Here is a 25,467-nt window from a genome sequence, read left to right on the forward strand (position 1 = left end):
TTGGTCGATCAGTCGGTTTAGGCCGTATAAACTTGCGCCACAGCGTCGGCCAGCAGATGTCTCGGCGCGTCAGACAAGAGAGTGAGTAATGGGCGCACAGTGGAAGGTTAAACACAAAGAAGCGGCTGCCAACGCCAAGGGTAAGATCTTCGGCAAACTGGTGAAAGAAATCAGTATTGCTGCACGAAACGGCGCCGATGTTGCGACTAACGCGCACCTGCGGCTGGTAGTCGAGCAGGCCAAGAAGGCTTCCATGCCCCGCGAGACCCTGGAGCGTGCCATCAAGAAAGGCTCCGGACAGCTCGGTGAAACCGTGCAATACCACCGCGTCACCTACGAAGGCTTCGCGCCTCACCAGGTGCCGCTGATCGTCGAGTGCGTGACCGACAACATCAACCGCACCGTGGCCGAGATCCGCGTTGCGTTCCGCAAGGGCCAGTTGGGCGCTTCGGGTTCGGTGTCGTGGGACTTCAACCATGTGGGCATGATCGAGGCCACGCCGGACAGCCCGGACGCCGATCCGGAAATGGCCGCCATCGAAGCTGGCGCCCAGGATTTCGAGCCGGGCGAAGAGGGCGCGACCCTGTTCATTACCGATCCTACCGACCTCGACGCCGTGCAGAAGGCGCTGCCGGAGCAGGGCTTCACGGTGCTGTCCGCCAAGCTGGGCTACCAACCGAAGAACCCGGTCAGCGGCCTGTCCGACGAGCAGATGGCTGAAGTCGAAGCGTTCCTGGAAGGTCTTGACAACCACGATGACGTGCAGGATATGTTCGTCGGGTTGGCCGGTTAAACAAAGCCTGTGGCGAGGGAGTTTGCTCCCTCGTCGCGGTCAGTGTTTGAGTTTCCCCAGGCACTGTTCGATCTCATCAAACCCGGGCCGGGCCAGCACAACTGGCTGACAGCAGCGTGCCTGCAGCTCTTGCAGTGTTCCAAGCTCCACGCCGTCGGGTTCGACTCTCTCCAGCAGTTCCCCCAGCAGAATTCCAAACGCCCGTACTTCGATGCGCTGCAATGCCCTGGTCTGCAGGCTGTCTGTGGTGGCATGGAATGACGCTGCGCCGAAATCCCCCAAGAGGCAATCGCCCTGCTCATTGAACAGAATGTTGTGTCCGTACAGATCACCATGGGTGATGCCTTGGCGATGCAGATGCGCCGCCACCGAGGCGATGCCGTGGGCGATACGCAACGCTACGGGCAGACCCAAGCGCAGTTTATCGGCATACACGTCACGGGTGCAGGATTCCAGGCTCGGCAGTCCGGCCAGGTTGCGATAACGGGGTTCGACCAGCGCCATGACCAGCCCGGCCTGTTCCTCGGGATGCCCGACGATCTGGCCCAACACCTCGATCAGGTTCGGATGCCGGCCCGCCGTGATGCAGGCATGCATTTCGTGCAGCGGTGAGCCATCACTGGTCATCTCGCCCTTGTACAGCTTCACCGCAACGTTCCGGGCCGCCTGACCAGGGGGCTGCCATTGCGCCTGATGAATCACCCCCGAGGCGCCTTCGCCCAGCCGTTGCCGCACAGTCAACTGCGACCAATCGATGGGCGTCGTGCTGTTCGGTGCGGCGGCTTCGGCCTGGGTCTCCAGCGGATTCCCGGCGTAAGCCAGCCAACTGAGGCTGGGCAGTTCAAGCAGCCATTGCGGCAGTTCGGTCAGTCGATTGGCGGCGACGCGCAGTAGCTCGAGTTGGCGGCACTGCGCCAGGCTCTCCGGCAATTGCTGCAGACGGTTGCCGGCCAGCATCAGTTTTTGCAGATAAGGGCGATGACCCAGTTCGTCCGGTAGCTGACTGATGCAATTGTCCGTCAGGATCAGCCAGCGCAGCAGCGGCGGCAGGGCCGCGCCCGTCACCCGTTCGATGCGATTGGCCTTGAAGCCGACCATGGTCAAGGCGGCGCAGCGGCCCAGGCATTCGGGCAGTTCGGTGAAGCGGTTGTTCGAGCAGAACAGGATGCGCAGCCGACTCAACCGATGCAGGTCGTCGGGTAGCGTATCGAGCTGATTGCCACTGAGGTCGAGGATTTCAAGGGAGTCCGCCAGGTCAAAAATTTCACCAGGGAACTGCGTCAGGCCGCAGGCCAGGCTGAGGCGGGTGATGCCCGACAGTTGGCCGGCGCGAAGTTGGTCAAGGGTGTCCATGGTACGGTCGCTGTGATCAAGGGGAATCTGATGCCAGCTAGTTTGTTATAAAAAACTGTGGCGAGGGAGTAAATCCTCTCGCCACACGCGCTATGCCGGTTAGCGCTCGATGCTGCGGTTCCACCGAGCATTCCATGCCGGGCGCTGTTCATTGACCTGGTCCCAGTCCACGGCAATCGCTGTTGTGAGGTATTGCTTCATCGCTTCGACCTGGCCACGGGTCTTGTCGGTGGTCGGGGTGTTGGGGTTGGACGGGATCTGGTCGCCTTCTTCCAGGGCGATGGCCTGGGCCTCTGGGGTCAACAGGAACGCGGCGAGTTTCTGCGCCAGTTCAGGCTCGGTGTTGCGTGCGATGGCGCATTCGGCAACGTTGAGGACCACGGCGCCTTCCTTCGGTTGCGCGTACTCCACTGGCATGCCCTTGAGTTTCAGCGCGGTGACCTGGGTAGGTGTCAGCGGAAACAACGCCGCTTCGTCGGTCTGCAGCATTTCCGAGATCTTCGCCGAGCTGGGGATGTATTCCAGCACGTTACGCCCGACGGTGTCCGGCCAGGCCTTGAAGCCCGGTTCGACGTTGGTCTCGTTGCCGCCCTGGATGCGGTTGAACATCAGGAAGCCGTGCAGGCCGAAGGTCGATGAGGCCACCGACTGGAACACCAGCTTGTCCTTGAAGCGCGGGTCGGCCATGTCCATCCACGAAGTGGGCGCGCTCCAGCCTTTTTCCTTGAACAGCCGCGTGTTGTAGGCCAGTCCGGTCACGCCGAGGCTGACCGCGACGGCTTCGTCCTTGATGCGACCCTTGGCCGGAATTTGCGCCAGGGTCGGGTTGTCCTGAAGCTTGTCGCACAGCCCCATGGCGATGGCGCGATACATGATGCCGTCATCCAGGAACATGACGTGCATCTGCGGGTTGTCCTTGCTGGCCTGGACTTTGGCCAGGATGTCGGCGGAGGTGCCGGGTACGATCACCACTTTTACGTTGTTGGCTTTCTCGAAGGCTGGCAAAACCTTGTCGGCGTAGAGCCGCTCCATGGTCCCACCGTTCATGCCCAGGTAAAGCGTCGGCTCGGCGTGTGCCTGGCCAATGCCGAGCAAGACGCTCAAGCAGGAAAAGCCCAGAAGTGCAGTGCGTTTGACGTTATTCATTGGCGCGACCTTCCTCTATCAAGCAACGGAGATGGAGTGAAACCGGGTGATGGAAAACGCATCCAGCGGCGTGTTCGAGGCGCCGCAACAGATGATTTCGGTGAGTGCCTGGCCCACCGCAGGGCCGATCTGGAAGCCTGCGCCGGCGAAGCCGAACGCGTGCAACAGACCGGGTTGGGTACCGCTGTGGCCGATTACCGGCTGGCGATCGGGCAGGTAACCTTCGGTGCCGCTCCAGGTACGAATCGCCTGGGCGCCCTCCAGAAACGGGTAGAGCTCGACCGCCTGGCGCAGAATCTCGAGCACGGCGTTCTGGCCGGGACGGGCGCGTGCTTCGTCCAGCGCGAAACCCTGACCACCCCCCAGCACGCAATTGCCGCGAGCAACCTGGCGGGCATAGATTCCGCCGCCTTCCACGCCGGTACTGGCATCCATCACCCATGGCAACGGTTCGGTGACCAGCATGGCCGGGTGTCCGGCGTACATCGGCACGGCTTCGCCGAATAGCGCGGCAAAATGGCTGGCCCAGGCGCCGGCGCAATTCAGCAGCCAGGGTGCGCGAAACGTCAGGCCGGTTTCGGTACGCACGACAAAGCGCTGGCCATCATGTTCAACGGTGTTCACGGGGCATTGTTCGTGGACCTGGGCACCGTGCCTGCGAGCGGCCTGGGCGAATGCCGGGGACACCAGTCGTGGGTTGGCGTGGCCGTCATCCGGGCACAGGGACGCTCCCACCGCGACGGCGCCCACCCAGGGGAAGCGGCTGTGCAGCTCGTCATGATCCAGTAGTTGCAAGTCGAGGCCGAAGCCCTGACTGCTGGCGGCATAATCCTGCAGCGCTCGCAGGTCATCGGTGCTACGGGCCAGTTTCAGATGACCGCTGCGCTGGTATTCGCCGTCGATGCCGATCAGTTGTGGCAACTGGCTCCAGATTTCATGGGCCCGCTGCGACAGTGGCAGTTGAGACAAGGGCCGTCCCTGGCGCCGCACGCCGCCGTAGTTCACGCCGCTGGAGTGAGAGCCGCAGAAATCCCGTTCCAATAGCGCCACCCGGCGCCCGGCCTTGCTCAGGAATAATGCCGCCGAAGCACCGACAATGCCGCCGCCGATGATCACCACGTCCACTTCGATCATGGTTCGACCTCCAGGCCGAAGGGCAGGGGCTTGACCGGCGCCTGGGCCCGCAAGCGACCGACCCCGCAGACCGGGCGTGCGCTTTCGCGGGCAATGATTTCCGCAGCCGCTGCGCCGCACATCCTGCCCTGACAACGCCCCATGCCGACCCGGCAATGGGCCTTGACCCGGTTGATTTCCCAATGGCCTTCGTTCACCACCCGGCGGATGTCGCCGGCGCTGACTTCTTCGCAGCGGCAGATCACCAGGTCGTCGGTGGCGTCGCCGGCCCAATGTTCCGGAAAGATGAAAGCCTGTTCCAGGCCCTGGCGGAAACGACCGATACGTTCCAGTGAGCGCTCCAACCGAGCGCAACGTTGGGGATCGACGCGGTATCCGAGGTCTGCGAGCAAGGCCAGGGCGGCCCGTTCGCCGGCTTTTTCCGCCGCATCGGCGCCCATGATCCCGGCCCCGTCGCCCGCCAGGTAGACGCCGGGCACACTGCTGCGACCGGCGGCGTCCCGCTGGGGCAGCCAGGCCCGGTTGAGCGGCTGCCAAGTGAATTCGCAGCCCAGCAGGTCGGCCAGTTGGGTTTCGCTGCGCAAGCCATGGGCGAAGGCCACCGCATCGCAATCGAGAAAGTGCTCGCCTTTTGCGTTGCGCCATTTCAGCCCGTGCACCCGGCGCTCACCTTCGATCCGCGACAGATTCGCGCCTTGATGCACGACGATGCCGCGAGCGGCCAGCCAGCCTCGGTAGTAGAGGCCCTTGGCGAGCGTGGCCGGTTGCGCCAGCAGGCCGGGCAGTGCGCGGGCCTGGGCGCTTAACGGGGCACTGTCGAGCACCGCGACCACATTGGCACCGGCCTTGGCATATTGATACGCCACCAGATACAGCAGGGGGCCGCTGCCGGCGAACACCACTCGTTCGCCGATGGCGCAGCCCTGGGACTTCAGGGCAATCTGCGCCGCGCCCAGGCTGTATACCCCGGGCAAAGTCCAGCCCGGCACAGGCAGGATACGGTCGGTGGCGCCCGTCGCGACGATGACGGCGGCGTACTCGAGCCGGGCGGCACGCCCCTGATGCAAGGTATCCAGCAAGCCAGCCTCGGCATTCCACACCAGCGTGTCGGGACGGTAGTCGAGTTGTCCGCGCAGTACGTCGGCGGTCTGGTGGATGGCAGTGGCCTTGTGCGCTTCGAAGCCATACAGGCGGGTCGGTGAGCGTTTGAAGTTGGCCGGTTGGCGCCGATAGATCTGCCCACCGGCGCGGGCGGCTTCATCCAGCAGCACGGGAAATACGCCGTGGGCGACCAGGGTCTCGGCAGCACGGATCCCGGCCGGGCCGGCGCCGATGATGGCGATCGGTTTCATACCTGCCGCCCCGGCTCGCGAGTGATCTGTTGCCCGGCTTCCAGGAAGGTGGAGCAGGCGCGTACGCGGCGGCCGTCGCCCAGGCGCACCCAGCAATCCTGGCACGCGCCCATCAGGCAGAAACCAGCCCTGGGTTCGGCGCTGAAATCGCTGCCGCGCAGGTGTTCCTCGCGGGTCAGCACCGCGGTCAGCAAGGTATCCCCCAGCAGGCCGGTAGCCGGTGTGCCGTCGAGGGTAAAATCGAGCACCGGGCGGTCGCCTTCGGCCAGTCGTTTCAGCAGAGCCATGGCGCCCTCATTGTTTGCCTACCAAGACCCGATCCAGGCCGTAGACCCGGTCGAGCAGAATCATGGTCAGCGCCGTCAGGGCAATGACCAGCGCCGACACCGCGGCCATCATCGGATCGATGGATTCGGTGGCGTAGACGTACATGCGCACCGGCAGGGTTTGTGTGGCCGGTGACGTGACAAAGATCGACAGCGTGACTTCATCGAAGCTGTTGATGAACGCCAGCAGCCAACCTCCGGCTACGCCCGGCAGGATCATCGGCAGGGTGATCTGCCGGAACAGCGTGAAGCGTCCCGCCCCCAGCGATTGCGCGGCCTGTTCGGCGCTGCGGTCCAGACCGATGGCCGAAGCCAGCACCAGTCGCAGCACGTAGGGCGTAATGACCAGCACATGGGCGAAGATCAGCCAGGTGAAGTTGCCGTTGACGCCCATCAGCGCGAACAGCCGCAACAGCGCCACGCCCAGCACCAGGTGGGGGATGATGATCGGCGACAGGAACAGGCCGTTGAAGAAATCCCGACCCGGGAATTCGAGACGGGTAATTGCCAGCGCCGCCGGCACCGCAATCAACGTCGCCAGCGAGGCCGCGCAGAACGCTAGGGCCAGACTGTTGTAGAACGCATCGACGAAATCCGCGCGCTCGAACACGGCACGGAACCAGCGCAGGGAGAAATCCGTGGTCGGCAGGCTCAGGGTGTTTTCCGGTGTGAAGGCGACGAGACAGACCACCACCAGCGGCGCCAGCATGAAGACCACCACCAAGGCATGGAACAACAGGGCGAAAGGACCGTTCCTGGACATGACGAATTACCCCAGTGACTTCTTGTAGCGGCCTTCGATCATGCGGTTCCACGACAGCATGATCAGCAGATTGAGCAGCAACAATGCGATGGCAATCGCCGCGCCCATGGGCCAGTTGAGTTCCGACAGGTACTGGTCGTAGATCAGCGTGGCGACCATTTTCAGGCGACGTCCGCCCAGCAGGCCGGGGATGGCGAAGGAGCTGGCGGCCAGGCCGAACACGATCAGAGTGCCGGACAGCACGCCGGGCATGATTTGCGGCAGCACGACCTTGCGTATCACCGTGAACTGGCTGGCGCCCAGGGACAATGCGGCCTGTTCGGCGGCCGGGTCGAGTTTTTGCAATGAGGTCCAGACCGGAATGATCATGAACGGCAGCATCACATGGACCAGGGCGATAACCACCGCGAACGGCGTGTAGAGCAGCTTCATCGGCGCGCCGCCAAAGGCCTGCAGGGTTTGGTTGACCAGACCGTCTGCACCCAGTAACAGGCTCCAGCCGAAGGCCCGCACCACCACTGAAATCAGCAGCGGGGTCAGGATCAGGATCAGGAAAATCGAGCGCCACGGTGCCCCCATGCGACTGAGGATGTAGGCCTCGGGCACGCCGATCAGCACGCAGAGCAACGTGGTCAGGGCACTGATCCAGAAGGTGCGCAGAAAGATCTCGTAGAAATACGGATCGCCCAACAGGCTGATGTAGTGATCGAAGGTGTAGGCGCCGCTGTCGATGCCCGAGCCATAGTCGAAGACGTTGAACGACAGCACCAGCGTCAGGCCCAGGGGGATGACCAGCAAGCCCAGGTAAAGCGCCAAGGCCGGTGCGGACATCAGGTAGCCCGGGCGGCCCCGGCGTAGTCTATCCAGCCACTTCATGCCGGCACCTCGTCCACGCTCAGCACCCGCAACAAGGCCGGGTCCCAGTCCAGGCCTACAACCGTGCCTTCGGTCAGAGGGGCGGAGCCGTCGTTGCGGCGTACGACGCAGAGCTCGCCCAGATCGGTGGACACGCCGTACAGCCACTGGCTGCCGAGAAAGAAACGACTGACGAGGGTGCCTTGCAGGCGCCCGGTACCGGCGGGGCACAGGTCGATTTTTTCCGGCCGCAGGCTCAGGGTCAGGTCGCCCGTGCCTGGGCTGCAGGCCTGGACGACGCCCGCGCTGTCACGTTCGCCCGGCAGCAGGTTGGCTTTGCCGACGAAGCCGGAGATGAACTCCGTGCGAGGATGTTCGTAGAGGGTGTATGGCGCGTCGATCTGGGTGATGCGCCCCGCCTGCATCACCACGACCCGGTCGCTGATGGACAACGCTTCGGACTGGTCGTGGGTGACCATCAACGTGGTAATGCCAACCTCCCGCTGGATGCGACGGATTTCGAATTGCATCTCTTCACGCAGGTTGGCGTCCAGGTTGGACAGCGGTTCGTCGAGCAACAACACCGGCGGCTCGATCACCAACGCCCGGGCCAGTGCCACACGTTGACGCTGGCCGCCGGAGAGTTCCCGTGGGTAACGCTCGGCGTGCCGGTCCAGGCGCACCAGTTTCAACACCCGATCCACCCGAGGTTGCAGCTCGGCGTTGGGCACTTTGCGCATGCGCAGGCCGAAAGCCACGTTGTCCCGGACGGTCATGTGGGGAAACAGCGCATAGCTCTGGAACACCACGCCCAGGCCGCGACTGGCAGGTTTGGCGTGGGTGATGTCCCGGCCATCCAGCAGGATGCGACCGCTGCTGACTTCGACGAAGCCGGCGATCATTTGCAGGGTGGTGGTTTTGCCGCAGCCGGAAGGGCCCAGCAGCGAGACGAATTCGCCTTTTTCCACCGAAAGGTTGGTGGCAACCACGGCGTCGATGTCGCCGTAGCGTTTGCTCAAGTCTTGAAGTTGCACGAAAGCCATGACCGCGCTCCACCTGAGATTGTTATGCGTCGCCAGCCGGCGCGCTTTTTTGTATGGGCAGATACGAAGGGATATTGCGGGGTGCGTTGGCGCTCGACCTTGGGTCGGCTGCCGCTGTTGTTCGAATCGCCCCTGTATGGACGCAGAGTAGGACGAAGACTAGGATGGGCTCAATGGACTATTTCACTGAAGCGATGATTATTTTCAGTTTTATTCGATGAGTAAATTTTCCTACGAGAAATTTGATGAACGATTCCATTGATCGGAATAAAGAAAAAGGCGAAGTGGGCGTCGGCGCGGTATCCAGACTGTTTGCCGTGTTGCGCACCCTTGGGGACACCGCCGAGGGCGGCGAGCGGGTAACGCAACTGGCCCAGCGCATCGGCCTTTCCCAGCCGACCACCCATCGCATGTTGCGCAGCTTGATGGACGAGGGCATGGTCGAGCAGGATGCACGCAGCAAGCGTTATCGCCTGAGCCTGGACTTCTTCGCCCTGGCCGCCCGCGCCGGCAACACCGGTAACCTGCGCGAACTGGCGCGGCCGGCCATGTTGCGGCTGTCGGCCTCACTCGGGGACTCGTTGTTCCTGCTGGCCCGCAGTGGTTTTGATGCGATCTGCCTGGACCGTAGCGAAGGGCCTTTCCCGATCCGCACCTTCACCGGTGACATCGGTGGTCGGGTGGCGCTGGGGGTAGGTCAGGGCAGCTTGGCGATTCTGGCGTTCCTGCCGGAAGAAGAGCGCGACACCGTCATTACCTACAACCTGCCGCGGCTCAAGGATTTTCATCTGTACGACGAAGTCTTCCTGCGCTCGGAAGTCGAGAACGTGCGCACCCTGGGTTACGCCGGACGCAATACGGGCGTGTTGCAGGGGATGGCGGGGGTGGCCGTGCCGATCCTCGACCGCGAAGGCCGGGCCGTAGCGGCCTTGAGCGTGGCCACGATCAGCGATCGGCTGGGGCCGGATCGCCTGCCGACCGTGGTGGAAATGCTCAAGCGCGAGGCGAACCTGATCGGGCCACGAATCAACCCGTTCGATCCGGTGTTGCGCCGGCCATCGCAGGTGTTCGGGCAGGGGTGAGTACATCAAACATCCGCAGATCCCACAGGCATCTGTGGTGGTCAGAAGTTAAGTGTCTGCCTGAGCTTCTGCGCCGCCGGCAGGTCGCTGGGAATGACCATCGCATAGTTGTAGCCTGGCCCGGACCAGTACTCGGCCTGCAATTCGCCGTCGCGACGACTGCCCCGGGGCAGCAGGAAATTCCTGGGGCCCGGAGGTCGTACATAAAAGCTGATCTTCTGACCGCTCGGGTCCTGATAGACCACCATGGCCGCCGCCCCTTGCTCGGTGCTGAGCAACCGTCCACTGACGGGTTTGAAACCCGCGCCCGACAAATCCGGCAGCCGATTGATCTGGTTGAAGTAGCGGTCGAGCCAATCCTGCATGCTGTGGCCATCGCCGCTCTGGTAGTCGGCCGGCAGGATGCCTTGCTGGGCAAATAAACGGTATGCCTGCATGGCGTCCGCCATGGGGGCCGCAGCGCTGAGAAGCGTCATTTCCCGGGCATGCCAGCCACCGAACCCGCCCACGCTGACGGCCAGCAACAGGACAGCCGCGCTGGCCAGATAACGGCGGGCACGGTGCTTCAGGCGCAGGCGAATCATGGCTGGATCGAGGTCCGGATTCGTCGGTTGCTGCAGGGCTCCGCTCAAGGCTGTGCGCAAGTGCTGCGCATCCTGCTGCCAGGCCCGGACCTTGGCGGCGACGTCGGGGTGATTGGCGAGGTACGTGTCCACCAGGTGCTGGTCGGCCTCGCTCAGTTGTCGATCAATGTAGGCGTGCAGGTCGTTTTCGCTGGGGGGCATGCTGATCATTTGAGTATCCGCAGGGCAGGGCGGGTGATTTCGCCTTCGCTGAGTTGGCGCAGGGCCTGGCGGGCACGGGACAGGCGCGACATCACGGTGCCGGTCGGCACGTCGAGAATGTCCGCGACTTGCTGGTAGCTCAAGCCTTCCACCGATACCCACAGCAGCAGGGCGCGTTGCTCGGTGGTGAGCTGATCGAACGCCTGGAGCGACGATTGGGCGATCACGCTGCGCTCGGCCGAAGGCTGGGTGTCGTCGCGACCGGTGAAAAATTCCAGCATGCGCGCATAACGCCGGGAACGGCGATGAGCGTCGAGGAACTGCCGATAAAGAATGGAAAACAACCAGGCGCGCAAGTCACCCTCGGGACGTTTGTCCTGCCATTTCGACAGCGCTCGTTCCAGGCAAGTCTGCACCAGGTCGTCGGCGTTGCTGGGGTTATGCGTCAGTGACACGGCAAAGCGCCGTAGCCTGGGGATGAGCACGCGCAACTGGTCATCGAGTTCGTTCATGGGAGGCTTCTGTGAGGCAGTCAGTGCACCGAGGCTGGAAAGACGACCCGCGAACAAGATTATTCCAGAGCAGGAAAAATAAATACGAGGCCTGGGAATAAACCTGCCGTGCCTTCGTCTGACGGGTCCTTCCTCAAATGGCCTTGGGCCTTGGAGCTTCGTCATGGTTGACCCTTCCGCTTCACCGAGCCGGCCGCCGTTGAGTCCCGCAGCCCTGGCGCTGCGCCTGAGTGGCATCGCCGTCATTGTGGCCGCGTTGGGCGGGGCGTTTGCCTACGTCAACGGCTCCCTTGACCCACAGCGACTGACGCCCGATGCGCTGGTCAATGTGCTAGAAAAAAATAACGGTGTTCACCCCGGCTTTCGACGCAACCATTCAAAAGGTGTCTGCGTTGCCGGCTATTTCGAAAGCAGCGGCGAGGCACGAGCCTATTCCCGAGCCCAGGTGTTCATGGAGTCGCGCACGCCGGTAGTCGGACGTTTCGCCTTGCCCAGTGGGAATCCTTACGCACCGGACGGCAGCGTGCCGATCCGCAGTCTTGCGCTGCGTTTCACCCAGGCCAACGGCCAACAATGGCGTACCGGCATGAACAGCATGCCGGTGTTCCCGGTGGGTACGCCTGAGGCGTTTTACCAGTTCCAACAGGCTCAATTGCCCGACCCGGCCACGGGCAAACCCAATCCGGCGGCGGTGCCGGCGTTTTTTGCCGCGCATCCGGAAGCCATGCCGTTTCTGCAATGGATCAAGACGGCCAGGCCGTCGGCCAGTTATGCCACTGAAACCTATAACGGTATCAACGCGTTTTATCTGGTCAATCAGGCAGGGCAACGTCAGGCGGTGCGCTGGGGCGTGGTGCCCTTGAGCCAGGATACGGCGGACGCAACGCCACCCCAGGGGGCCGACTTTCTCGAACAGGACCTGGCCAAGCGCCTCGCTGCCGGACCGTTGCGCTGGCGGTTGAACATCACTTTGGCCAACCCGGGGGATCCAGTAAACGACGCCAGCAAGGTCTGGCCCGCCGATCGCAAGGTGCTCAATGCCGGCACGCTGGTACTGGAGCGCACCCAGGCGCAGGACAACGGTGAATGCCGCGACATTAACTACGACCCGCTGATCCTGCCCAGCGGTATCGAAGGTTCCGAAGACCCGTTGCTGGTCGCACGGTCCGCCGCCTATGCCAGGTCCTACTTGCGGCGTGCCAGTGAAGTGAATCCATTGCCCGCCAACCAGGAGTCCCGCCCATGAACGCCCCCCATCACTTCGCGCCGCTGGCTCGGTTGCTCCACTGGCTGATGGCCCTGATGATCATTGCCATGCTGTTCATAGGCGCGGGCATGGTGGCTTCGGTGTCCGAGCGTCATGAGTGGCTGCTGCAACTGCACAAGCCGTTGGGGGTGGCGATCCTGCTGTTGGTGATCGTGCGTCTGGTGGTGCGGTTCACGACTCGGCAGCCGTCGCTTCCCGCCGATCTGCCGGGCTGGCAGGCGTTGGCGGCCAAAGCGTCGCATGTCCTGCTGTACGCCTTGATGCTGGTGTTGCCGTTGTTGGGTTGGGGAATGGTTTCAGCGGCCGGGGACCCGGTGATGCTCAGCGACACGCTGCAACTGCCTTCGATTCTACCGGCGGACGCACCGACCTTCGCGCTGCTGCGCAAGGCCCACGGTTACCTGGCGTATCTGTTGTTCCTGACCGTGCTGGTGCATCTGGCGGCGGCGCTGTTTCACGGTTGGGTAAGACGGGATGAGGTATTGGACAGTATGTTGCGGGGTAGAGATCGGACTTGAGACGGATGAAGGTTTTGTGGCGAGGGGATTTATCCCCGCTGGGTTGCATAGCAACCCAACCCCCTCGCCACAAGGAGTGCTTGCTTCAGCGCAACTCGTCGACCATGTCCGCCATGGTACTCAATACATCCTTGCCCAGTTGCATCGAGCGCTTGCCGGACCAGCCTGTGTGCGGGTTCGGGTGGTCGTTGTGGTCTTTGAAAGGCATTTCCAGGGTCAAGGAAAGGCAGTCGTATTTCTGACCGACTGCATTACAGGCCAGCGTCATGTTGGCCTGGCCCGGTTCGTCCCGGGTGTAGCCATAGGTGGTCTGGAAGTCTTTGGTCTGGTGTTTGAGGTGGCTGCGGAAGCGTTCTTCGAGTTTCGCAATGCGTGGCGTGTAGCCTGGATTGCCTTCGCAGCCGGCCGTGAATACGTGAGGAATTTCCTCGTCGCCATGGACGTCCAGAAACAGATCGACGCCGTATTTCTCCATTTGCTGCTGTACGAAAAACACCTCAGGGCTTATCTCCTGGCTGGCATTCTGCCAGGCGCGGTTGAGATCCTGGCCCATGGCGTTGGTCCGCAGATGGCCATGGAACGCACCGTCCGGGTTCATGTTCGGTACCAGGTACAGGTCGGCCTTGGTCAATAGCCGGTTCAGTTGTGCATCGTCCTTGTCCTGGAGGCGTTCGATCACCCCTTCCATGAACCATTCGGCCATGTGCTCGCCAGGATGCTGCTGGGCGATGATCCAGATCTTGCGTTGGCCTTCGGCACCGCTGCCTTTGCGCAGCAATTGAATGTCGCGCCCTTCGGCGCTTTTACCGGTGGCCAGTTGTTCGATTCCGGCCTTGTGTTGTGCCTGCTCGATCAACCAGTCGTGTCGGCCACGGCTGTAGGGTTCGAAATAGGCGAACCAGGCATGAGACTGTTCGGCTTCAAGATGAAAACGCAGGGCATCGCCTTCGAACTGAGTAGGGATGCGGAACCAGTTGACGTGATCGTAGGATGCGACGGTCTGATAACCCGTCCACGCCTTGTTGTAGGACGATTGACTGGCATTGAGCAGTCTGAAGGAATATTCCTGACCAACGTGAAGACCGCTGGCTTTGAAGTGGAACCATTGGAAGTGGGCGCTGCGGGTGTCGGGTCTGATTTTCAGCAACGACTGCAACGGGTTGCTGATGTCCACGACTTCGATGTTGCCGCTGTCGAAATTGGCAGTGATATCAAAAGAGGATTTAGCCACGGTCACGATTCCCGAAAAGGATTTTTATGGCCGTTACTTTACACGCTGGAAAAGAAAAATCGGGACGATTTGCATCATGCGCGAAGGGGGCGTCCTCCCTGGACGCAAAAGCAGCTTAGAGAGTCTGCAATTGATTCTCAAGTGCTGCCTGTCAATAGTTTTCACCGCGATGGCGGGTGATGTTTGTCAACGGGTTTTCATTTGCTATCATCGCCGCCATCAAAATCAGCCACACCCAAAAGACTTCATTAGCCTGAAGCCATAAGCCGAAAATCGGCCAAAAAAAAGACCCGGCAAAAAGCCGGGTCAAAAACCGTGATTAGCCTGATGAGGAGATATTCCAGAAGTCCGACCTAAGGTCTTCTGGTCTATCGACTGATCTCGCGACCAGCTGATGCAATAATAATCATTATCATTTGCAAGTCAAATGATTTTATTGCATTCATTGGAAAAAATTTTCCTGCCGGTCGCGTCCGCCGCGCCATTCCCAATGGTTACGCCTGACGGGTAGGGTAGCTATCCAGCGAGCGGTCAAGCATTGCCTTGACCAGATCAATCATATGCACCACTGAAAATGCCAGGTCACGGCTCGAACCTTCCAACCGATTGGCTGACTCGTGGGCGGTGGCAGCTGCGCAGCGCAGCAGGTCGCACGCGTGAACCAGGGCTTCTTCTCCGCTGATGTTGCGGTTCACGTCGAAAAAACGATGCTCTTGAGTCTCTGAAACACCCGGTTTCAAGTAGTAATCCAGGGCCCGCTGGGCGGCCGGGCAATCCTGTAGCGAAGGGAACGCGCTGTCGAAAGGGTTGATAGGCTCGTCTTTGTTGGCAGTGTCCATGGTATCGAGGTTCTCCGTGAGGGGCTTGGATCCTCGATTCAGAATAGTACTAATCGTAATTGTGACGGCGATTTAAATACTACAATATGTGTTTTGATGGTGGAGATCATCCACGTATCGTGCCGCTCATGGATAAATGGATAGAGTTGGTCAAGGCCAAGATGAAGGAGCTGCGCGTCACGCAAGTGGTGCTCGCAGAACGTTTGGGAATGTCTCAGGGCGGCGTCGGCCATTGGCTGACCAAGCGCCGGCAACCCAGTGTCGAAGACATGAACCGGGTCCTGCAGGAATTGGGCATGGAGTTCCTCGAAGTGGCGATGGTGATCCGCGAGCCGGACACATCGACCGAAGAGGGGATGGCCCTGGCGCAAAAGTACAACCCGTACTTCCGCTACCCGGTGAGCGACTGGCAGGATGTTGGCGCAGTCCGCGAAGGTGCTCCTGGCGATTACAGCCAGGCACGCTTTGAGCTGACGGACTACCACGCGCAAGGAGACGCGTTCTGGCTGGTCGTGGTGGGGGATGCGATGACTGCCCCGACCGGGTTGAGCATTCCCGAGGGGATGTCGATCCTGGTGGACCCGGCCATCGAGGCGGTGCCCGGCAAGCTGGTGGTCGCTCAGTTACCGGGTTGCAGCGATGCGACCTTTCGCAAACTGATCGAAGAGAGCGGGCAGCTTTACCTGGTCCCGCTCAATCCGACATACCCGAAAAACCTGTACACCGAGCAGTGCCACATCATCGGTGTCGTCGTGCAAGCCACTATCCGGTTCTGATCGTATCGGCCCCTGGGACGGGCCGATATCTACTCCTCGAACGCCACCAGCGTGCTGCCTTCGCTGACCATATCGCCTTCCTGGCAATACAACGTTTTGATCACGCCGGCCTTGGGCGCACGGATGCTGTGTTCCATCTTCATGGCTTCCAGCACCACCAGTTGAGTACCTGCTTCCACTGTCTGGCCGGGGCTCACCAGCACCCTGACGATGCTGCCGTTCATGGGCGCGGTCAGGCCACCCTGGTGGCTGTGGCTGGCTTCGGCGGCGGCCAGCGGATCGTACAGGTCGATGCGGTGCAGATCCCCGTTCCACTGCAGATACAGGCTGTCGCCCAGGCGTATGACGCGATGGCCACGGCGCAGGCCGTTATGCTCGATGATCAGTTGCTCGCCACGCAGCTCCGCGGCCGCAGCCTGGAGGTCCAGCGTCACCGCCCGGTCCTGGCCGTCGCAGCTCAAATGCAAGGTGGTTTCCCCTGGCAAGCCCAGGCGCAGTCCGGTGGGACGGGACCAGGGCGAGCCGGCATCGTCGGATCGCTGGCGTGGCGTCAGGCTCAAGGCGAACCCTTGGGCTGCGGCGAACCAGAATGCGTCGTCCAGTTCACCAGATTCCGGCAGCAATTGCGTCTGGTAACGTGGGATAAATCCGGTGTCCAGTTCGGCCGCCGCGAAGGCCGAATGAGCCAGAATGCGCCGCAGGAAGCCGATATTGGTTTTCAGGCCACCGATGGCAAATTCGTCGAGCATGCTCAACAACCGCAACCGTGCCTGTTCACGGTCTTCACCCCAGGCGATCAGTTTGCCGAGCATCGGGTCGTAGAAAGGTGAAATTTCGTCGCCTTCCTCCACTCCGCTGTCGACGCGACGGCCGGGTCCTGCCTGGGATTCACGGTACAAGGCCAGCCGCCCCGTAGCGGGCAGAAAGTCATTGGCCGGATCTTCGGCGTACAGTCGCACTTCGATGGCGTGGCCTCGCAGGGGGACCTGCTCCTGGGTGATGGGCAACGGCTCACCCTGGGCGACGCGGATCTGCCAGGCGACCAGGTCCAGGCCGGTGATGGCTTCGGTGACCGGGTGCTCGACCTGCAACCGGGTGTTCATTTCCATGAAGAAGAACTCGCCCCGCGAATCCAGCAGGAATTCTACCGTGCCCGCGCCGACGTAGCCGATCGCCTGGGCCGCACGCACGGCGGCTTCGCCCATCGCCTTGCGCAATTGCGGGGTCAGGCCTGGGGCGGGCGCTTCTTCCACCACCTTCTGGTGACGGCGCTGGATTGAACAGTCCCGTTCGTTGAGGTACAGGCAGTTGCCATGCTGATCGGCAAATACCTGGATTTCCACATGACGCGGCTTGAGCAGGTACTTTTCCACCAGCATCCGTGAGTCGCCGAACGACGACTGCGCTTCACGTTGCGCCGAGGCCAGGGCTTCGGCCAACTGGCTGACGTCTTCGACGACTTTCATGCCTTTGCCGCCACCACCGGCCGTGGCCTTGAGCAGGACCGGGTAGCCGATGCGCCCGGCGGCGTCGCGAAAGGTATCCAGGTCCTGGGCTTCGCCATGGTAACCAGGCACCAGGGGGACGCCGGCGGTTTCCATCAGCGCCTTGGCCGCGGATTTACTGCCCATGGCGTCGATGGCCGACGCCGGCGGGCCGAGAAAGATCAGCCCGGCATTTTCAATCGCCCTGGCAAACCCGGCGTTCTCTGAAAGAAAGCCGTAGCCCGGATGAATGGCCTGGGCGCCGCTGGCGTGGGCCGCGGCAATCAGTTTGTCGATCTGCAGGTAGCTGTCGGCGGCCTTGCTGCCGCCCAGGTCGACGCGTATATCGGCTTCGCGGCTGTGGCGAGCGTCGCGGTCGATGGCGCTGTGCACCGCCACAGTGGTCAGCCCCATGGCCTTGGCGGTGCGCATCACGCGGCAGGCGATTTCACCGCGATTGGCCACCAGCAATGTGGTGAGGACGGGGGCGGTCATCAACGCGACTCCTTATGTTTCGACGCGGCAGGGGGCGTATCGGCTTGCCAGTTTGGCGCCCGTTTTTGCAGGAAGGCCCGCAGGCCTTCCTGGCCCTCGGGACTGACACGGATGCGAGCAATGGCATTTTCCGTATACCGCCGCAACGCCGGGGTAAGGGCACCGCTGCCGACTTCGCGCAGCAGTTCCTTGCTGGCGCGCATGGCCGCCGGGCTGTTGAGCAGCAGGTTGCCGATCCATTGTTCGACTTGGGCATCCAGCGTCTCGGGCGGGTAGCTTTCCGACAATAAACCGAGTTCTTTCGCACGCTGGCCGCTGAAGCGTTCTGCGGTAAGGGCGTAGCGTCGGGCCGCTCGCTCACCAATGGCCTGCACCACGAACGGACTGATGACCGCCGGCGCCAGGCCAATGCGCACTTCCGACAGGCAGAATTGCGCATCATCGGCGCCGATAGCCATGTCGCAGGCACTGATCAACCCCAGGGCGCCGCCGAACGCCGCACCCTGGACGACCGCCAGCGTAGGAATTTTCAGCTTGGCCAGGTTGTACATCAACTCAGCCAATTCCCGGGCATCGTCGAGATTGGTGTGGTAGTCGAGTTCGGCCGACTGTTGCATCCAGGCCAGGTCGGCGCCGGCGCTGAAATGTTTGCCACGTCCGCGGATCAACAGGAAACGCAGGTTCGGATCAGTGCCGATATGGTCGAGGGCAAGGATCAGCTCGCGGATCATTTCGGCGTTGAAAGCGTTGTTTTTCGACTCGCGACTCAGCCATAGGGTGGCGACGCCGCGTGGGTCGGTGAGCAGTTCGAGGGTGTTGAAGTTATCCATGGACATTTCCCGGTTACATCCGGAACACGCCGAAGCGGCTCGGTTCAATGGGGGCGTTGAGTGACGCGGACAGGGCCAGGCCCAGTACGTCGCGGGTCTGGGCCGGGTCGATGACGCCGTCGTCCCACAACCTGGCGCTGGAATAGTAGGGGTGACCCTGTTCTTCGTACTGGTCGAGGATCGGTTGCTTGATCTCGGCTTCCTGCTCGGCGCTGAACGGGTGACCGCTGCGTTCGGCCTGTTCGCGCTTGACCTGCACCAGCACCCCGGCGGCCTGTTCGGCCCCCATCACGCCGATGCGTGCGTTCGGCCACATCCACAGGAAACGTGGGTCATAGGCCCTCCCGCACATGCCGTAGTTACCCGCACCAAAACTGCCACCGATGATGACGGTGAATTTAGGCACCCGGGCGCACGCCACCGCGGTGACCAGTTTTGCGCCGTGCTTGGCGATGCCACCGGCTTCGTATTTTTGCCCGACCATGAACCCGGTGATGTTTTGCAGAAAAAGCAGTGGAATGCCCCGCTGGCAGGCCAGTTCGATAAAGTGCGCGCCTTTTTGCGCCGCCTCGGCAAACAGGATGCCGTTGTTGGCGAGGATCGCCACCGGGTAGCCGTGCAGGTGGGCAAAGCCGCACACCAGCGTGGTTCCGAACAAGGCCTTGAACTCGTCGAATACCGAACCGTCCACGAGGCGTGCGATCACCTCCCGCACATCGAAAGGCTGTTTGGCATCGGCCGGCACCACGCCGTACAGTTCTTCGCTCGAGTACAGCGGGGCGATCGGCGTGCGGGCCTGCACGTCACCGAGTTTGCGCCAGTTGAGATTGGCGATGCTGCGGCGGGCCAACGCCAGGGCATGCTCGTCGTTGTCGGCGTAATGGTCGGCCACGCCGGAAGTCCTGCAATGCACATCCGCACCGCCCAGATCCTCGGCGCTGACCACCTCACCGGTGGCGGCTTTGACCAACGGCGGGCCGGCGAGGAAGATAGTGGCCTGCTGGCGAACCATGATCGCTTCGTCGGCCATCGCCGGTACATATGCGCCACCGGCGGTGCACGAGCCCATGACCACCGCAAGCTGCGCGATACCCTGGGCGCTCATGTTGGCCTGGTTGAAGAAAATCCGTCCGAAGTGCTCGCGGTCCGGAAAGACTTCGTCCTGACGGGGCAGGTTGGCGCCACCGGAGTCCACCAGGTAAATGCAGGGTAGGCGATTCTGCTGGGCGATGGCCTGGGCCCGGAGGTGTTTCTTCACCGTCAGCGGGTAGTAGGAACCGCCTTTGACCGTCGCATCGTTGGCGACAATCATGCATTCGACACCTTCCACGCGACCGATCCCGGCGATAACGCCGGCGGCAGGGACGTCTTCGCCATAAACCTGATGGGCGGCCAACGGGCTGATCTCCAGAAAGGGCGAGCCCGGATCCAGCAGCCGGTTGATGCGTTCGCGAGGCAGCAGCTTGCCCCGTGAGGTATGGCGTTCCTGAGCCTTGGCGCCACCCCCTTGCCGGATTTGATCGAGCAAGGTGCGCAGGGCCTCGACCTGGCCGAGCATGGCATCGCGGTTGACGATGAACTCCGGCGAGCGGGGGTTGAGCTGAGTGTGCAGCGTGGCCATGGTCAGCTCCGTTAGCGAGTTTCGTTGAACAGTTCGCGGCCGATCAGCATCCGACGAATCTCACTGGTGCCAGCGCCGATTTCGTACAGTTTGGCGTCACGCAGCAGACGTCCGGCGGGGAACTCATTGATATAGCCGTTGCCCCCCAGGATCTGGATGGCATCCAGGGCCATTTGTGTGGCGCGTTCGGCGGTGTAGAGAATCACCCCGGCGGCGTCCTTGCGGGTGGTCTCGCCGCGCTCGCAGGCCTGGGCCACCGCGTAAAGGTAGGCGCGGCTGGCATTGAGTTGGGTATACATGTCGGCCACCTTGCCCTGGATCAGCTGGAACTCGCCGATGCTCTGGCCGAACTGTTTGCGGTCATGGATGTAGGGGACGATGAGGTCCATGCAGGCCTGCATGATTCCGGTGGGGCCGCCGGACAGCACCACGCGTTCGTAGTCGAGGCCGCTCATCAGGACCTTTACGCCACCGTTGAGCACACCGAGGATGTTTTCTTGCGGTACTTCGACGTCATCGAAAAACAGCTCGCAGGTGTTGGAGCCGCGCATGCCGAGCTTGTCGAACTTGTTGCTGCGACTGAAGCCTTTCCAGTCGCGCTCGACGATGAATGCGGTGATGCCGTGGGGACCCTTTTCCAGGTCGGTCTTGGCGTAGATTACGTAAGTGTTGGCGTCGGGGCCGTTGGTGATCCAGGTCTTGCTGCCATTGAGCACGTAACGATCACCGCGCTTGTCGGCCCGCAACTTCATGGACACCACGTCGGAGCCCGCGTTGGGCTCGCTCATGGCCAGGGCGCCGACATGTTCGCCGCTGATCAGCTTTGGCAGGTATTTGGCTTTCTGTTCGTGATTGCCGTTGCGGTTGATCTGGTTGACGCAAAGATTGGAGTGAGCGCCATAGGAGAGAGCGACCGAGGCCGAACCGCGACTGATTTCTTCCATCGCCACCACATGGGCGAGGTAGCCCAGCCCGGCGCCGCCGTACTCTTCCGGTACGGTAATGCCCAGCAGGCCCATATCGCCGAATTTGCGCCACATGTCGGCAGGGAACAGGTTGTCACTGTCGATCTGAGCCGCGCGAGGGGCCAGTTCGGCCTGGACGAAGGCTTGCACCTGGTCACGCAACATGTCGATGGTTTCGCCGAGGGCAAAATTCAGGGATGGGTAACTCATGGGACACCTTTGGCTTTTTTGTGGGTGCGGAGGAGCGATGGGATGGCTCTCACCTTTACGTTAACGTAAGCCTGCGATGGGTGACTGTCAATCGCCCTTTACGTTAACGTCAACTTGAGCGAGAGTAAGGACGCTGCATCAGCTTTCCTGTGGCGAGGGAGCCTGTGTGCATACGGTTCACCGATACACCCACTAATAAAGACAAGAGGGAGCATCATGGATCAACCCGGTTCGCATTCGCAGCTCAGCTATACGCGAGGTTTGCAGGCCAAGGACCTGCTGGCGCAAACCATCGGCGAGGCTTTCGACCAGACCGTGCAGCGGTATCCCGATGGTGAGGCGTTGGTGGTTCGTCATCAATCGTTGCGTTACACCTGGCGAGAATTGGCCGAAGCTGTCGACCTGCACGCTCGGGCCTTTCTGGCGCTGGGTTTGCAAACCGGCGACCGCCTCGGTGTATGGGCACCCAATTGCGCCCAGTGGTGCATCAGCCAGTTCGCCAGTGCAAAGATTGGCGTCATCCTCGTCAACATCAACCCGGCCTATCGCACCTCCGAGCTGGAATATGTGCTCAAGCAGTCCGGGTGCCAGTGGCTGGTGTGCGCTGGGGCGTTCAAAACTTCCGATTATCACGCCATGTTGCAATCTCTTGCGCCGGAGCTGGAGCAGCAGTCGATCGGCCATCTGGACAGCGAGCGCTTGCCGGACCTGCGAGGCGTGATCAGCCTCGATCTACAGCCGCCGTCAGGCTTTTTGCCCTGGTCGCAACTGGCGGCGCTGGGCATGGCGGTATCGCCCGCGCAACTGGCTGAACGCGAGGCCGGCCTGCACATCGATCAACCGGTCAACATTCAATACACCTCAGGTACCACTGGCTTCCCCAAGGGCGCGACCCTCAGTCACCACAACATTCTCAACAACGGTTACATGGTGGGTGAAAGCCTGGGCCTCACGGCCAACGATCGGTTGGTGATCCCGGTCCCGCTGTACCACTGCTTCGGCATGGTGATGGGCAACCTGGGCTGCATGACCCACGGCAGCACCATGATCTATCCCAACGACGCTTTCGATCCGTTGCTGACCCTGACCACCGTGGCCGAGGAAAAAGCCACTGCGCTTTATGGTGGGCCCACCATGTTCATTGCCATGCTGGACCACCCTGAGCGACGCGAACTGGATCTGTCCAGCCTGCGCACGGGAATCATGGCCGGCGCGACTTGCCCGATCGAAGTGATGCGGCGGGTCATCAGCGAGATGCACATGGCCGAAGTGCAGATCGCCTACGGCATGACGGAAACCAGCCCGGTGTCATTGCAGACCGGTCCTTCAGACGAATTGGAATTGCGCGTCACCACTGTCGGCCGTACCCAGCCGCACCTGGAAAGCAAGATTATCGACGAGGCTGGCGAAGTCGTCCCTCGAGGGACTATCGGCGAGCTGTGTACCCGCGGCTACAGCGTGATGCTCGGTTACTGGAACAATCCCAAGGGCACTGCCGAGGCTATCGATCCAGATGGCTGGATGCACACCGGCGACCTGGCGACCATGGATGAACAGGGTTATGTCTGCATCGTCGGACGCAACAAGGACATGATCATCCGCGGTGGCGAGAATATTTATCCTCGTGAACTGGAAGAGTTCTTCTTTACCCATCCGGCGGTGGCCGACGTACAAGTGATCGGCATCCCGTGCTCGCGTTATGGCGAAGAGATCGTCGCCTGGATCAAGTTCCACCCCGGCCACAGTGCCACCGAACAGGAACTGCAGGCCTGGTGCAAGGAGCGCATTGCCCACTTCAAAACACCGCGTTACTTCAAGTTCGTCGAGGCGTTTCCGATGACCGTCACTGGGAAGATCCAGAAATTCCGCATGCGTGAAATCAGCATTGAAGAAATTTGCGACAGGGAAGGCTGAGGCTGACCACAAGGAAAAACCCAAACACCAGACAGCACAAAGGGGAGCCGAAGCTCCCCTTTAATTTTGTCGTCGCGTGCTCTTTTTATTATTGAGGGGCGGCCTGTTGTTGTTTTTGGCAGCCGTGACCCTTTACCACTGTTTTGGGCGATCCCCATCCGGGATCAAGAGCAAACGTATTTTTTTGAGCGCTGATCTGCTTTTTCGCTTCGCGATCCAACCGATTCGGGTACTACCTGACGGTAGTCTTATTCTTCTCTGCCCGGTTGCGGGTTGCTCCTGGAAGCACCCTGAAAAGCACATCTTCTCCAAAAAAATCTGTTAGCTGCGTCTCTGCCGTGTTGTTTTTGTTATGTCAGAGTCGTTTCGTCTTGTTTTTATTGGTTTGCTACTTTTTTATTCTTGTTATGCCAGAGAGAAAGCAGGTGCCGTGCCAACTTTTAAAAGTCCTTTAAAATCAATAGTTTGATTTTTCTGGGCGCCGTCGAAGGCACGGCAGATCTGACAAATTGTTTCCGTGTTACTCGTTTCGCCGTCGTTACAAACGAGGCAGGTAACACTCACGACGCGCTGCGTGCCTTGGCCACCCGTGAACCGGTCGGGCGACCCAGCACGTCACAGATCTGTCGGCCCGCGTGAATCAATGCATCCAGGTCAACCCCGGTTTCAATGCCCAAGCCGTTGAGCAAATACAGTACGTCTTCGGTGGCGACGTTACCGCTGGCGCCCTTGGCGTAGGGGCAGCCGCCGAGCCCGGCAATGGAGCTGTCGAACACGGCGATGCCTTCCAGCAGGCTGGCGTACACATTGGCCATGGCTTGACCGTAGGTGTCATGGAAATGCCCGGCGAGCTTGCTACGCGGCACTTGTTCGCCGACCACCTCGAACATCCGGCGGGTGGCGCCTGCGGTGCCTGTGCCAATGGTGTCGCCCAGGGACACTTCATAGCAGCCCATCGCATACAACTCGCGGGCCACCCAGGCGACCTGCTCAGGCTTGACCGCGCCTTCGTACGGGCAGCCCAGTACGCAGGACACATAACCCCGCACGCTGACGCCGCTCTGCTTCGCAGCCTCCATGATCGGTGCGAAGCGGTTCAGGCTTTCCTTGATGGAGCAGTTAATGTTGCGCTGGGAAAACGCTTCGGACGCCGCGGCGAATACCGCCACCTCCGTGACGCCGGCCGCCAGTGCATCCTCGAACCCCCGCAGGTTCGGTGCCAGGGCGCCGTAGGTGACGCCGGGCTTGCGCTGGATTTGTGCAAACACGTCGGCGGAGCCGGCCATTTGCGGCACCCATTTGGGCGAGACAAAGCTGCCGACCTCGATGTAACCCAGGCCAGCGGCGCTCAAGGCATCCACCAGGCGAACTTTGTCGGCGACGCTGATGGGTTGGGCTTCATTCTGCAGGCCGTCGCGGGGGCCGACTTCGATCAGGCGTACAAAGGAGGGGAGGGACATGGAGATTGACCTGTAGTGGTGGGGCTCATCAGGTCCAGTGTGGGAGCGGGCTTGCTCGCGAAAACGGTGTGTCAATCGACAGATGAGTCGAAATAAATCCGCGTTCGCGAGCAAGCCCGCTCCCACAATGGATCCGTATCGTTACTGGACGGTTTTTTCACCCTTGAGCGTCTGCTCCAGCGCCTGGATGCAGCGTTCTTCGGCGGTGTCGAGTTCAAGCTTCATCTGTTCGATGTCGAGCAATTGCTGTTCGAGTTGTTCCCGGCGCTCGGCGATCTTGGCCAGCATGCTGTGCAGCTGTTTCTGGTTGCCGCTGGAAGGGTCGTAGAGTTCGATCAGTTCGCGGCATTCGGCCAGGGAAAAACCAATACGCTTGCCCCGCAGGATCAGTTTCAGACTGACCTTGTCCCGCGGCGAATAGATGCGTTCCTGCCCACGTCGTTCGGGGCTCAGCAAGCCTTGTTCCTCATAGAAACGAATGGCCCGGGTGGTGATGTCCAATTCGCGGGCAAGGTCGGAAATGCTGTAGGTCTGGCTGCTCATGGAAGCGCTCGAAACGGAAGGGGCTGGGGCTAAGCTAATGGCAGGTTGACGTTCACGTCAAGCAAAGCGCTCTGGAACTCAGGGACCCAAAACCTGTGGGAGCGAGCCTGCTCGCGATAACGCGGCACCTTCAACATCAAAGCAACCTGATCCACCGCTATCGCGAGCAG

Annotated in this window: 24 protein-coding genes; 6 read left to right on the top strand and 18 right to left on the bottom strand. The window is 61.4% G+C overall.

Annotation, left to right across the window (positions count from 1 at the left end; genetic code table 11):
* Positions 1 to 88 precede the first annotated feature (88 nt).
* Positions 89 to 793 (top strand): YebC/PmpR family DNA-binding transcriptional regulator, encoded by a 705-nt coding sequence (locus LCU97_RS23225; RefSeq protein ID WP_053154671.1) that lies wholly within the window; start codon positions 89 to 91, stop codon positions 791 to 793.
* Between the two features lie 39 nt (positions 794 to 832).
* Here the strand turns inward: LCU97_RS23225 and LCU97_RS23230 are convergent, their stop codons facing one another.
* From LCU97_RS23230 to LCU97_RS23265, 8 genes are all read right to left on the bottom strand, one after another.
* The gene (locus LCU97_RS23230) at positions 833 to 2,146 is read right to left on the bottom strand and encodes a leucine-rich repeat-containing protein kinase family protein (RefSeq protein ID WP_232777887.1); all 1,314 of its coding nucleotides are present in this window, start codon (positions 2,144 to 2,146) and stop codon (positions 833 to 835) included.
* Positions 2,147 to 2,245: 99 nt separating this feature from the next.
* Positions 2,246 to 3,292: an ABC transporter substrate-binding protein gene (locus LCU97_RS23235; protein ID WP_053154666.1), complete on the bottom strand. Its 1,047-nt coding sequence runs from the start codon at positions 3,290 to 3,292 to the stop codon at positions 2,246 to 2,248.
* Between the two features lie 18 nt (positions 3,293 to 3,310).
* Positions 3,311 to 4,426 (bottom strand): NAD(P)/FAD-dependent oxidoreductase, encoded by a 1,116-nt coding sequence (locus LCU97_RS23240; RefSeq protein WP_232777888.1) that lies wholly within the window; start codon positions 4,424 to 4,426, stop codon positions 3,311 to 3,313.
* Positions 4,423 to 5,778 carry an FAD/NAD(P)-dependent oxidoreductase gene (locus tag LCU97_RS23245; RefSeq protein ID WP_232777889.1) on the bottom strand — a complete coding sequence of 452 codons (1,356 nt, stop codon included), beginning with the start codon at positions 5,776 to 5,778 and terminating at the stop codon, positions 4,423 to 4,425. The genes LCU97_RS23240 and LCU97_RS23245 overlap by 4 nt, the downstream gene beginning before the upstream one ends.
* Positions 5,775 to 6,065, bottom strand: a complete 291-nt coding sequence (locus tag LCU97_RS23250) for a (2Fe-2S)-binding protein (RefSeq protein WP_053154656.1) — start codon at positions 6,063 to 6,065, stop codon at positions 5,775 to 5,777. Before LCU97_RS23250 ends, LCU97_RS23245 begins: the two co-directional genes overlap by 4 nt.
* Positions 6,066 to 6,072: 7 nt before the next feature.
* Positions 6,073 to 6,867 carry an ABC transporter permease gene (locus tag LCU97_RS23255; RefSeq protein ID WP_053154653.1) on the bottom strand — a complete coding sequence of 265 codons (795 nt, stop codon included), beginning with the start codon at positions 6,865 to 6,867 and terminating at the stop codon, positions 6,073 to 6,075.
* A gap of 6 nt (positions 6,868 to 6,873) precedes the next feature.
* Entirely contained in the window at positions 6,874 to 7,743 is an 870-nt protein-coding gene (locus tag LCU97_RS23260; protein WP_053154650.1) for an ABC transporter permease, read from the bottom strand.
* Complete coding sequence (locus tag LCU97_RS23265) at positions 7,740 to 8,765, bottom strand: ABC transporter ATP-binding protein (protein WP_053154647.1); 1,026 nt, start codon at positions 8,763 to 8,765, stop codon at positions 7,740 to 7,742. Before LCU97_RS23265 ends, LCU97_RS23260 begins: the two co-directional genes overlap by 4 nt.
* A 245-nt stretch (positions 8,766 to 9,010) precedes the next feature.
* Between LCU97_RS23265 and LCU97_RS23270 the strand changes: the two genes are divergently transcribed.
* Positions 9,011 to 9,847: an IclR family transcriptional regulator gene (locus LCU97_RS23270; RefSeq protein ID WP_232777890.1), complete on the top strand. Its 837-nt coding sequence runs from the start codon at positions 9,011 to 9,013 to the stop codon at positions 9,845 to 9,847.
* Positions 9,848 to 9,888: 41 nt separating this feature from the next.
* Here the strand turns inward: LCU97_RS23270 and LCU97_RS23275 are convergent, their stop codons facing one another.
* Both LCU97_RS23275 and LCU97_RS23280 read right to left on the bottom strand, forming a co-directional pair.
* Complete coding sequence (locus LCU97_RS23275) at positions 9,889 to 10,641, bottom strand: anti-sigma factor family protein (protein WP_232777891.1); 753 nt, start codon at positions 10,639 to 10,641, stop codon at positions 9,889 to 9,891.
* On the bottom strand, positions 10,638 to 11,144 hold the full coding sequence (locus LCU97_RS23280; RefSeq protein ID WP_053154640.1) for a sigma-70 family RNA polymerase sigma factor: 507 nt from the start codon (positions 11,142 to 11,144) through the stop codon (positions 10,638 to 10,640). The genes LCU97_RS23275 and LCU97_RS23280 overlap by 4 nt, the downstream gene beginning before the upstream one ends.
* A 163-nt stretch (positions 11,145 to 11,307) precedes the next feature.
* Here LCU97_RS23280 and LCU97_RS23285 point away from each other — a divergent pair, with 163 nt between their 5' ends.
* Complete coding sequence (locus tag LCU97_RS23285; protein ID WP_053154637.1) at positions 11,308 to 12,390, top strand: catalase family peroxidase; 1,083 nt, start codon at positions 11,308 to 11,310, stop codon at positions 12,388 to 12,390.
* The gene (locus tag LCU97_RS23290) at positions 12,387 to 12,929 is read left to right on the top strand and encodes a cytochrome b (RefSeq protein WP_232777892.1); all 543 of its coding nucleotides are present in this window, start codon (positions 12,387 to 12,389) and stop codon (positions 12,927 to 12,929) included. Before LCU97_RS23285 ends, LCU97_RS23290 begins: the two co-directional genes overlap by 4 nt.
* An 85-nt stretch (positions 12,930 to 13,014) precedes the next feature.
* Here the strand turns inward: LCU97_RS23290 and LCU97_RS23295 are convergent, their stop codons facing one another.
* Entirely contained in the window at positions 13,015 to 14,166 is a 1,152-nt protein-coding gene (locus LCU97_RS23295) for a M14 family metallopeptidase (RefSeq protein WP_232777893.1), read from the bottom strand.
* Between the two features lie 488 nt (positions 14,167 to 14,654).
* On the bottom strand, positions 14,655 to 14,999 hold the full coding sequence (locus LCU97_RS23300) for a DUF6124 family protein (RefSeq protein ID WP_053154622.1): 345 nt from the start codon (positions 14,997 to 14,999) through the stop codon (positions 14,655 to 14,657).
* Positions 15,000 to 15,127: 128 nt separating this feature from the next.
* Between LCU97_RS23300 and LCU97_RS23305 the strand changes: the two genes are divergently transcribed.
* Positions 15,128 to 15,775: a LexA family protein gene (locus tag LCU97_RS23305; RefSeq protein ID WP_232777894.1), complete on the top strand. Its 648-nt coding sequence runs from the start codon at positions 15,128 to 15,130 to the stop codon at positions 15,773 to 15,775.
* A gap of 29 nt (positions 15,776 to 15,804) precedes the next feature.
* On the opposite strand, the gene LCU97_RS23310 is transcribed toward LCU97_RS23305, so the two are convergent.
* Genes LCU97_RS23310 through LCU97_RS23325 form a run of 4 tightly spaced genes read right to left on the bottom strand, consistent with a single transcriptional unit; the run spans position 15,805 to position 21,380 of the window.
* Positions 15,805 to 17,754 carry an acetyl/propionyl/methylcrotonyl-CoA carboxylase subunit alpha gene (locus LCU97_RS23310; protein WP_232777895.1) on the bottom strand — a complete coding sequence of 650 codons (1,950 nt, stop codon included), beginning with the start codon at positions 17,752 to 17,754 and terminating at the stop codon, positions 15,805 to 15,807.
* Positions 17,754 to 18,584 carry a gamma-carboxygeranoyl-CoA hydratase gene (locus LCU97_RS23315; RefSeq protein ID WP_232777896.1) on the bottom strand — a complete coding sequence of 277 codons (831 nt, stop codon included), beginning with the start codon at positions 18,582 to 18,584 and terminating at the stop codon, positions 17,754 to 17,756. The genes LCU97_RS23310 and LCU97_RS23315 overlap by 1 nt, the downstream gene beginning before the upstream one ends.
* Positions 18,585 to 18,597: 13 nt before the next feature.
* The gene (locus tag LCU97_RS23320) at positions 18,598 to 20,205 is read right to left on the bottom strand and encodes a carboxyl transferase domain-containing protein (RefSeq protein WP_053154611.1); all 1,608 of its coding nucleotides are present in this window, start codon (positions 20,203 to 20,205) and stop codon (positions 18,598 to 18,600) included.
* A gap of 11 nt (positions 20,206 to 20,216) precedes the next feature.
* The gene (locus LCU97_RS23325; protein ID WP_053154605.1) at positions 20,217 to 21,380 is read right to left on the bottom strand and encodes an isovaleryl-CoA dehydrogenase; all 1,164 of its coding nucleotides are present in this window, start codon (positions 21,378 to 21,380) and stop codon (positions 20,217 to 20,219) included.
* 216 nt (positions 21,381 to 21,596) lie between these two features.
* On the opposite strand from LCU97_RS23325, the gene LCU97_RS23330 reads away from it, so the two are divergent.
* A complete protein-coding gene (locus LCU97_RS23330; RefSeq protein WP_232777897.1) occupies positions 21,597 to 23,294 on the top strand; it encodes an AMP-binding protein in 1,698 nt (565 codons plus the stop codon).
* A 560-nt stretch (positions 23,295 to 23,854) separates the two neighbouring features.
* On the opposite strand, the gene LCU97_RS23335 is transcribed toward LCU97_RS23330, so the two are convergent.
* Together LCU97_RS23335 and LCU97_RS23340 are read right to left on the bottom strand one after the other, a co-directional pair.
* Positions 23,855 to 24,754 (bottom strand): hydroxymethylglutaryl-CoA lyase, encoded by a 900-nt coding sequence (locus LCU97_RS23335; protein ID WP_053154598.1) that lies wholly within the window; start codon positions 24,752 to 24,754, stop codon positions 23,855 to 23,857.
* A 141-nt stretch (positions 24,755 to 24,895) separates the two neighbouring features.
* On the bottom strand, positions 24,896 to 25,297 hold the full coding sequence (locus LCU97_RS23340; protein WP_053154595.1) for a MerR family transcriptional regulator: 402 nt from the start codon (positions 25,295 to 25,297) through the stop codon (positions 24,896 to 24,898).
* Positions 25,298 to 25,467: the final 170 nt, after the last annotated feature.

Source organism: Pseudomonas uvaldensis (assembly GCF_021271205.1).
GTDB lineage: Bacteria > Pseudomonadota > Gammaproteobacteria > Pseudomonadales > Pseudomonadaceae > Aquipseudomonas > Aquipseudomonas uvaldensis.

What these genes read in the sequence shown, in the direction of transcription:
- LCU97_RS23225 (WP_053154671.1), top strand. Translation starts at nt 89, where the DNA reads ATGGGCGCACAGTGGAAGGTTAAACACAAAGAAGCGGCTGCCAACGCC.
- LCU97_RS23230 (WP_232777887.1), bottom strand. Translation starts at nt 2,146, where the DNA reads ATGGACACCCTTGACCAACTTCGCGCCGGCCAACTGTCGGGCATCACC.
- LCU97_RS23235 (WP_053154666.1), bottom strand. Translation starts at nt 3,292, where the DNA reads ATGAATAACGTCAAACGCACTGCACTTCTGGGCTTTTCCTGCTTGAGC.
- LCU97_RS23240 (WP_232777888.1), bottom strand. Translation starts at nt 4,426, where the DNA reads ATGATCGAAGTGGACGTGGTGATCATCGGCGGCGGCATTGTCGGTGCT.
- LCU97_RS23245 (WP_232777889.1), bottom strand. Translation starts at nt 5,778, where the DNA reads ATGAAACCGATCGCCATCATCGGCGCCGGCCCGGCCGGGATCCGTGCT.
- LCU97_RS23250 (WP_053154656.1), bottom strand. Translation starts at nt 6,065, where the DNA reads ATGGCTCTGCTGAAACGACTGGCCGAAGGCGACCGCCCGGTGCTCGAT.
- LCU97_RS23255 (WP_053154653.1), bottom strand. Translation starts at nt 6,867, where the DNA reads ATGTCCAGGAACGGTCCTTTCGCCCTGTTGTTCCATGCCTTGGTGGTG.
- LCU97_RS23260 (WP_053154650.1), bottom strand. Translation starts at nt 7,743, where the DNA reads ATGAAGTGGCTGGATAGACTACGCCGGGGCCGCCCGGGCTACCTGATG.
- LCU97_RS23265 (WP_053154647.1), bottom strand. Translation starts at nt 8,765, where the DNA reads ATGGCTTTCGTGCAACTTCAAGACTTGAGCAAACGCTACGGCGACATC.
- LCU97_RS23270 (WP_232777890.1), top strand. Translation starts at nt 9,011, where the DNA reads ATGAACGATTCCATTGATCGGAATAAAGAAAAAGGCGAAGTGGGCGTC.
- LCU97_RS23275 (WP_232777891.1), bottom strand. Translation starts at nt 10,641, where the DNA reads ATGATCAGCATGCCCCCCAGCGAAAACGACCTGCACGCCTACATTGAT.
- LCU97_RS23280 (WP_053154640.1), bottom strand. Translation starts at nt 11,144, where the DNA reads ATGAACGAACTCGATGACCAGTTGCGCGTGCTCATCCCCAGGCTACGG.
- LCU97_RS23285 (WP_053154637.1), top strand. Translation starts at nt 11,308, where the DNA reads ATGGTTGACCCTTCCGCTTCACCGAGCCGGCCGCCGTTGAGTCCCGCA.
- LCU97_RS23290 (WP_232777892.1), top strand. Translation starts at nt 12,387, where the DNA reads ATGAACGCCCCCCATCACTTCGCGCCGCTGGCTCGGTTGCTCCACTGG.
- LCU97_RS23300 (WP_053154622.1), bottom strand. Translation starts at nt 14,999, where the DNA reads ATGGACACTGCCAACAAAGACGAGCCTATCAACCCTTTCGACAGCGCG.
- LCU97_RS23305 (WP_232777894.1), top strand. Translation starts at nt 15,128, where the DNA reads ATGGATAAATGGATAGAGTTGGTCAAGGCCAAGATGAAGGAGCTGCGC.
- LCU97_RS23310 (WP_232777895.1), bottom strand. Translation starts at nt 17,754, where the DNA reads ATGACCGCCCCCGTCCTCACCACATTGCTGGTGGCCAATCGCGGTGAA.
- LCU97_RS23315 (WP_232777896.1), bottom strand. Translation starts at nt 18,584, where the DNA reads ATGGATAACTTCAACACCCTCGAACTGCTCACCGACCCACGCGGCGTC.
- LCU97_RS23320 (WP_053154611.1), bottom strand. Translation starts at nt 20,205, where the DNA reads ATGGCCACGCTGCACACTCAGCTCAACCCCCGCTCGCCGGAGTTCATC.
- LCU97_RS23325 (WP_053154605.1), bottom strand. Translation starts at nt 21,380, where the DNA reads ATGAGTTACCCATCCCTGAATTTTGCCCTCGGCGAAACCATCGACATG.
- LCU97_RS23330 (WP_232777897.1), top strand. Translation starts at nt 21,597, where the DNA reads ATGGATCAACCCGGTTCGCATTCGCAGCTCAGCTATACGCGAGGTTTG.
- LCU97_RS23335 (WP_053154598.1), bottom strand. Translation starts at nt 24,754, where the DNA reads ATGTCCCTCCCCTCCTTTGTACGCCTGATCGAAGTCGGCCCCCGCGAC.
- LCU97_RS23340 (WP_053154595.1), bottom strand. Translation starts at nt 25,297, where the DNA reads ATGAGCAGCCAGACCTACAGCATTTCCGACCTTGCCCGCGAATTGGAC.